Genomic DNA, 5,729 nt, shown 5'->3' with positions numbered 1-5,729 from the left:
ATGGGCGTCCACTCTATCGGCTATCTGAATACCCACCTTTGCCATCCCAGGACATTCAAACGGAAATCGCCCATCGCGAAACTTACATTCTACGACACGTTGCTTGACGGTTATCACCCCTTTTTCCCAGTGATACCCGCAAGATTTGTGTCGTATAACCAATTTCGATCTTCCTACTTTGTTTGATGTACAATCGGTCAAGTATCTTTCATCTTGTCCTCCTACAATTTGAAATTGTCCAACGGACTCTTGATCTTTTCTTTTCCGCGTTCGGTTACATGCGTGTATCGTTCAGTCGTCTTGATACTGCCGTGTCCCAATAATTCCTGGATGTACCGCATGTCCACGCCATCCTCTAGTAGATGCGTCGCGAATGAATGGCGTAAGGTGTGAAATGTCGCTGGCTTGAGAATGCTTGCCTTGTTCTTGGCGTCCTCAAAAACGTGTTGCGCGGAACGCTCCGATAAATGATCGCTCCGGTCATCTCCCGGAAATAGCCAATCCCTCGGTTTGAACACGCGCACATACTCGCGCAAAATTTCCAGCGCCGTGGTCGAAAGCAACGTATCGCGATCCTTTGCCCCTTTGCCTGCCGTAACGCGAATGGTCATTCGTTTCGAGTCAATGTCACTTACTTTCAGCCGCACCACTTCGCCCACGCGCAAGCCGGCGGAATATGCCGTCACCAGCAATGCCTTGTGTTTGAGGAAAGTCGTGACCTTGAAAATTTTGACGACATCCTCACGACTCAGCACGCGCGGCAATTGCTCCGGTCTCTTCATGCGCGGTAGATCGCGTACCTTCTCACGCTGTCTCAATGCCGTCTCGTAGAAAAAGACCAAGACCGCGCGTGCTTGGCGGCAGTACGACGCGGAAACGCGCCCACTGGATGCCATGAAAACAAGATACGCGCGAATTTGAGCCGTCGTTGCCTGTGCCGGTTCGATGCGCTCTTGGGCAAGCCAATCGAAGTAATTTCGCAGATGCTGTCCATAACATTTCCGCGTCAGATACGCCATCCCGCGCAAAACGAGTTCATCATCGGCTTGTTTGATAAGCGGATGCGGGGGATTGGTGGTGAGCGGTTTGCCTTCCCCGGCAATGTAGCGATGCCGCGGCTTCTTGACTGGTGCGCCGGGCTGTTTCGGTTTCACTGCGATCATCTTCGGCGGCGGACTCGGCGGCAGCGCGACGATTTCCGCTAATGCTTTGCGCGTCTCCGGCGATTCGGGCAGCGACCACTGTTTGCGTTCCGGATTCCACCGCGCGCCGGGAATTTCTTTCAATCGCGCCAATTCCGCATCCCCAAACCGCGTCAACGAAACCCACACCTTGCCGTTCTCGGTCTGTTCGATCTTGAGTGTTGCCATTCACGTGGCTCCTTCGATGTCGGATTGATTGCCGCGCAAATACAAACACCTGCCGCCGACACGCGAATTTCGCGCGCCAACGAGCAGGTGCGTGAGAGAGCGAACTACCGAACCCAAACGAACCCCAGCCAATCACCCGGTTTCCTCCGGCAATCAGCGTTTTTTCGTGACTACTTCCATGCTCATAATACCTTCGCCAATCAAAAACTGAATGCAAAATCGTGGGGCAATTTTCCAAAATTGCCAAACAGAATCCGCGTTTGGCGAAGGTGTTGTGCTCATTATCGCCATAGAGTGCATAGAGTGCATAGAGTTCATAGAGAAATTCTTGTTTTCCCTCTATGTGCTCTATGTTCTCTATGGCAGACCGGCGTAGTTACGATTTTTCGTGCGGGTCAAAGCCAAGCGTTCACTTTAATTATACGACGGACTCGTCGCTAGTGCAAAATCTGCGACAAGAATAATTTCGTCCGGTCTTGCTGCGGATTCTCAAAGATTTGTTGCGGTGTGCCTTGCTCGATCAACTCGCCGTGATCGAAGAACACCATGCGGTGCGCGACGTTGCGCGCAAACCCCATCTCGTGTGTTACACACAACATCGTCATCCCGCTCTGCGCGAGTTCCGTCATCACGTCGAGCACCTCCTTGATCATCTCCGGGTCGAGCGCGCTCGTCGGCTCGTCGAACAACATGATCTTGGGTTGCATCGCGAGCGCGCGCGCAATCGCGACGCGCTGTTGCTGTCCGCCCGAGAGTTGCGCCGGATACTTGCGCGCTTGCTCCGGAATGCCGACGCGGTTGAGCAAATCCGTCGCGATCTGCTCCGCTTTTTCGCGCGACCATTTGCGGACCCACATCGGCGCAAGCGTGATATTGTCCATCACGGTCAGGTGCGGAAACAGGTTGAACGATTGAAACACCATGCCGATCTCGGTGCGAATCGCGTGAATGTTCCGCACGTCGTTCGTCAGTTGAATGCCGTCCACGATGATCGTGCCGCGCTGATGTTCTTCGAGCCGGTTGATCGTGCGAATGAACGTAGACTTGCCGGAACCGGAGGGTCCGAAAATCACGAGCACTTCGCCCTGCTTGACGGTGATGTTGATGCCTTTGAGCACGTGCAAACGATCAAACCACTTGTGGACATCCTGACAAATGATAATGTCTTTACTGCTGTCTGCCATGAATGACTCCTCTAAACAAAGGATGAAGGATGAGGGATGAAGGATGAGGATTCATCTTCCATCCTTCATCCTTTTGTCTTTAACGCTTTCCTACGCCGAGCGCTTCTTCCAACCGATAACTCGCGAACGACATTGCGTAACTAAAGAGGAAAAAGACCGCGGCGACGAACATGTACACTTCGGTTTGCAGACCCAGGAATTGCGGCTGCGCGAGCACGCTCCGTCCCACGCCGAGCAAGTCGAGCAAGCCGACGATGAGGACGAGCGTTGTATCTTTGAACAGCGAAATAAACAAGCCGACAATCGCGGGAATGACCATGCGCAACGCTTGCGGCAAAACGATGAACAACGTCACGAGCATGTTGCTCAAGCCGAGCGCGTGCGCGGCTTCGACCTGCCCGCCGGGAATCGCTTGCAAACCGCCGCGCACATTCTCCGCCATGTACGCGGCGGTGAACAATGTAAACCCAGCCATCGCGCGCACCACGTTGTCAATCCGCACGTCGGTCGGCAAAAAGAGCGGCAACATAATTTGCGTCATGAACAAGATCGTGATGAGCGGTACGCCGCGCACGAGTTCGATGTAGAAGATGCTAAACCACCTGATCGCCGGCAACGCACTGCGCCGTCCCAGCGCGAGCAATACGCCGAGCGGAAACGATAGCACGATGCTGACGAGCGCGAGCATGAACGTCAACAGCAAACCGCCCCAGCGACTCGTCGAAACTTCGGGCAGCCAACTTACACTGGCAAATCCCTGCAACAGCACGAGCGTTGCGACGAACGACGCGAGCCACAACCCGACGAGTGGCGTGCGCCACTTGGTGTGTCCGCGTCCCAGGACAAAGCCGACAATCGCGAGCGCGAGATTCGCGCCGAGCCAGACAAATCCTTCGCTGATCGGAAACGCGATGAACGCTACGACGAGCAACGTCGCGACTCCGGCGGCGTACGAGATCGCAAATGTCCGCAGCGTGCCGCCCCACACGCTGCCGGTCACGCCCATCAGCGCCGAGACCAGCGTCAACGCGATCCACACGCGATTTACTTGATCGGGCGGGTACGGTCCGATCATAAACAGGCGAATGTTCGCGGTGACGACATCCCAGCGCGCGCTTGTGATCGTCCAGCCGATCAATCCGCTCACGATGGCATAGAGGAACCAGCCCATCACGAGAGTGACGAGCGAGTTGTACCACGTGCTGAACAAATTCTTTCTTAGCCAGCCAATTACGCCGACCGACGTACGCGGCGGTTCGAGAGTGTTTGCAGTTGTTGTCATGATTTTTTGTTCTTGCTCTAATTGCTAGGGTAGAAACCAGGTTTCTTTAAGAAACCTGGTTTCTGCCGTAAATCATCTTTCCAAAATTTGCACGCGGCGATTGTAGAGATTCATCAACAACGACGTGAACAAACTCATCGCGAGGTACGTGCCCATCACGAGTAAAATTGCCGGCACCGGCTGTCCCGTTTGATTCGCAATCGTTTGATTGACGCTGAACAGATCGGGATACCCAATCGCGACGGCGAGCGATGAGTTCTTCGCCAGGTTGAGATACTGACTGGTGAGCGGCGGAATGATGACGCGCATCGCTTGCGGAAAGACGACGAGCGACAGCGTTTGCCCTTCGCCCAAGCCCACCGCGCGCGCGGCTTCGATTTGTCCTTTGCTGACCGCCTGAATCCCGCCGCGCACGACTTCGGCGATGAACGCGGCAGTGTAAATCACCAAACCAAAAACGAGCGCGCCAAATTCCGGCGAGAGCGCGATGCCGCCGGAGAAATTGAATCGCCCGCGCTCGGGCAGTTCCAGGTTGAGCGGAGATGCGCCAGCGGCGAACCAACCGATCAGCGGAAAAATAATCAGCGCCGCGAGCACGCTCAGGTGCGGTGTGAAACTGTAACGCATCCTGGGATGGCGCGTGAGCATCACCCACGCGATTATCGCGATGACGACGGCGGCGGCGATGAACGCAAGCCAGAATTGAAACGTGTCGGTCGGCAGAGGTTTCGGCAGGTAGATGCCGCGTTGGCTCGCGTAGATGGAGCCGGGGAGTTCGATGCTTTCACGCACCGGCGGAAATTTCACGAACACGCCGAAATAAATAAAGATGAGTTGCACGAGGAGCGGCGTGTTGCGAATGACTTCGATGTACCACGCCGCGAGGTTGTTCGCCAGCCAGTTCGACGACAAGCGCGCGACGCCGGTGATGACGCCGAGAATCGTCGAGAGCACGATGCCGACGACGCTGACGAGGAGTGTGTTGAGCAAGCCGACCGCGAACGCGCGCCCGTACGTATCGGTAGGTTTGTACTCGATGAGACTTTCACCGATCTCGAACGCGGCTTCGCGCTCGAGATAATCGTATCCCGCCGCCAACCCGCGCTGGCGCATCGCGGAGGTGAGGTTGTTGTAGAAAAACGCGGCGGCAAGAATCAGAATGAGGATAAATAAAATCTGACTGATGATGGCAATGACGCGCACGTCGCGCCAAAATGGTACAGCAGCGTGTTGCATAACGGACGGGTGTTGCACAATAATATCTCCGATGCAAGACAAACCCCCACCCTAACCCTCCCCCTGAAAGGGGGAGGGCAGGGTGAGGGTCAGAGACTAGCGATACGGCGGCGGATAGAGCAGACCGCCCTTGGTCCATAGATTGTTCGGACCGCGCGGGATGTTGAGTGGTGTGCTCGGTCCGAGCGTGCGATCGTAAATCTCGCCGTAATTGCCGACGGCTTTGATCACTTTCACGACCCAGTCTTTTTCGAGACTGAGACCCTTGGCTAACGCATCGTCGCCCAGCAAGCGCATGATGACCGGATCCTTGCTCGTTTTCGCCATGTCCTCGACGTTCTTGGACGTGACGCCGGATTCTTCCGCTTGAATGATGTTGTAGATGACCCATTTAACTACGTTGAACCAGGGATCATCGCCGAGCGGCGTCGCAGGTCCGAGCGGTTCCTTGGACATTGTGACGTCCATGATCTCGTGATCGGCAGGCGTCTTGAACACGGTGCGGCGCGATGCTAGCTGCGACTTGTCGCTCGTCACGGCATCGCAACGACCTTGCTCGTACGCGGCGTAGGTTGGATCAATGTCTTGGAACACGACCGGTTTGAAATCCACACCGGCGGCGCGCATTTGATCGGTGAGATTCAATTCGGTTGTCGT

General features: G+C 55.4%; 5 protein-coding genes. All 5 read right to left on the bottom strand.

Annotated features, from left to right (window positions below):
- Positions 1-221 precede the first annotated feature (221 nt).
- Entirely contained in the window at positions 222-1,370 is a 1,149-nt protein-coding gene (locus tag HY868_00500) for a tyrosine-type recombinase/integrase (protein MBI5300586.1), read from the bottom strand.
- 437 nt (positions 1,371-1,807) lie between these two features.
- Entirely contained in the window at positions 1,808-2,554 is a 747-nt protein-coding gene (locus HY868_00495; protein MBI5300585.1) for an amino acid ABC transporter ATP-binding protein, read from the bottom strand.
- Between the two features lie 79 nt (positions 2,555-2,633).
- A complete protein-coding gene (locus HY868_00490) occupies positions 2,634-3,836 on the bottom strand; it encodes an amino acid ABC transporter permease (GenBank protein MBI5300584.1) in 1,203 nt (400 codons plus the stop codon).
- Positions 3,837-3,908: 72 nt separating this feature from the next.
- Complete coding sequence (locus HY868_00485; protein MBI5300583.1) at positions 3,909-5,072, bottom strand: ABC transporter permease subunit; 1,164 nt, start codon at positions 5,070-5,072, stop codon at positions 3,909-3,911.
- Between the two features lie 96 nt (positions 5,073-5,168).
- Positions 5,169-5,729: amino acid ABC transporter substrate-binding protein (locus tag HY868_00480; GenBank protein ID MBI5300582.1), on the bottom strand; the 561-nt coding region annotated here is incomplete at its 5' end.

It is taken from the genome of Chloroflexota bacterium (genome assembly GCA_016219275.1).
Taxonomy (GTDB): Bacteria; Chloroflexota; Anaerolineae; order UBA4142; family UBA4142; genus JACRBM01.
The sequence above is the reverse complement of the archived record's forward strand: the minus strand, read 5'-3'. Positions and strand labels throughout refer to the sequence as shown.

Excerpts from the sequence above, each read along its gene's own strand:
- HY868_00485 (MBI5300583.1), bottom strand. The coding sequence starts at position 5,072 with ATGCAACACGCTGCTGTACCATTTTGGCGCGACGTGCGCGTCATTGCC.
- HY868_00495 (MBI5300585.1), bottom strand. The coding sequence starts at position 2,554 with ATGGCAGACAGCAGTAAAGACATTATCATTTGTCAGGATGTCCACAAG.
- HY868_00500 (MBI5300586.1), bottom strand. The coding sequence starts at position 1,370 with ATGGCAACACTCAAGATCGAACAGACCGAGAACGGCAAGGTGTGGGTT.
- HY868_00490 (MBI5300584.1), bottom strand. The coding sequence starts at position 3,836 with ATGACAACAACTGCAAACACTCTCGAACCGCCGCGTACGTCGGTCGGC.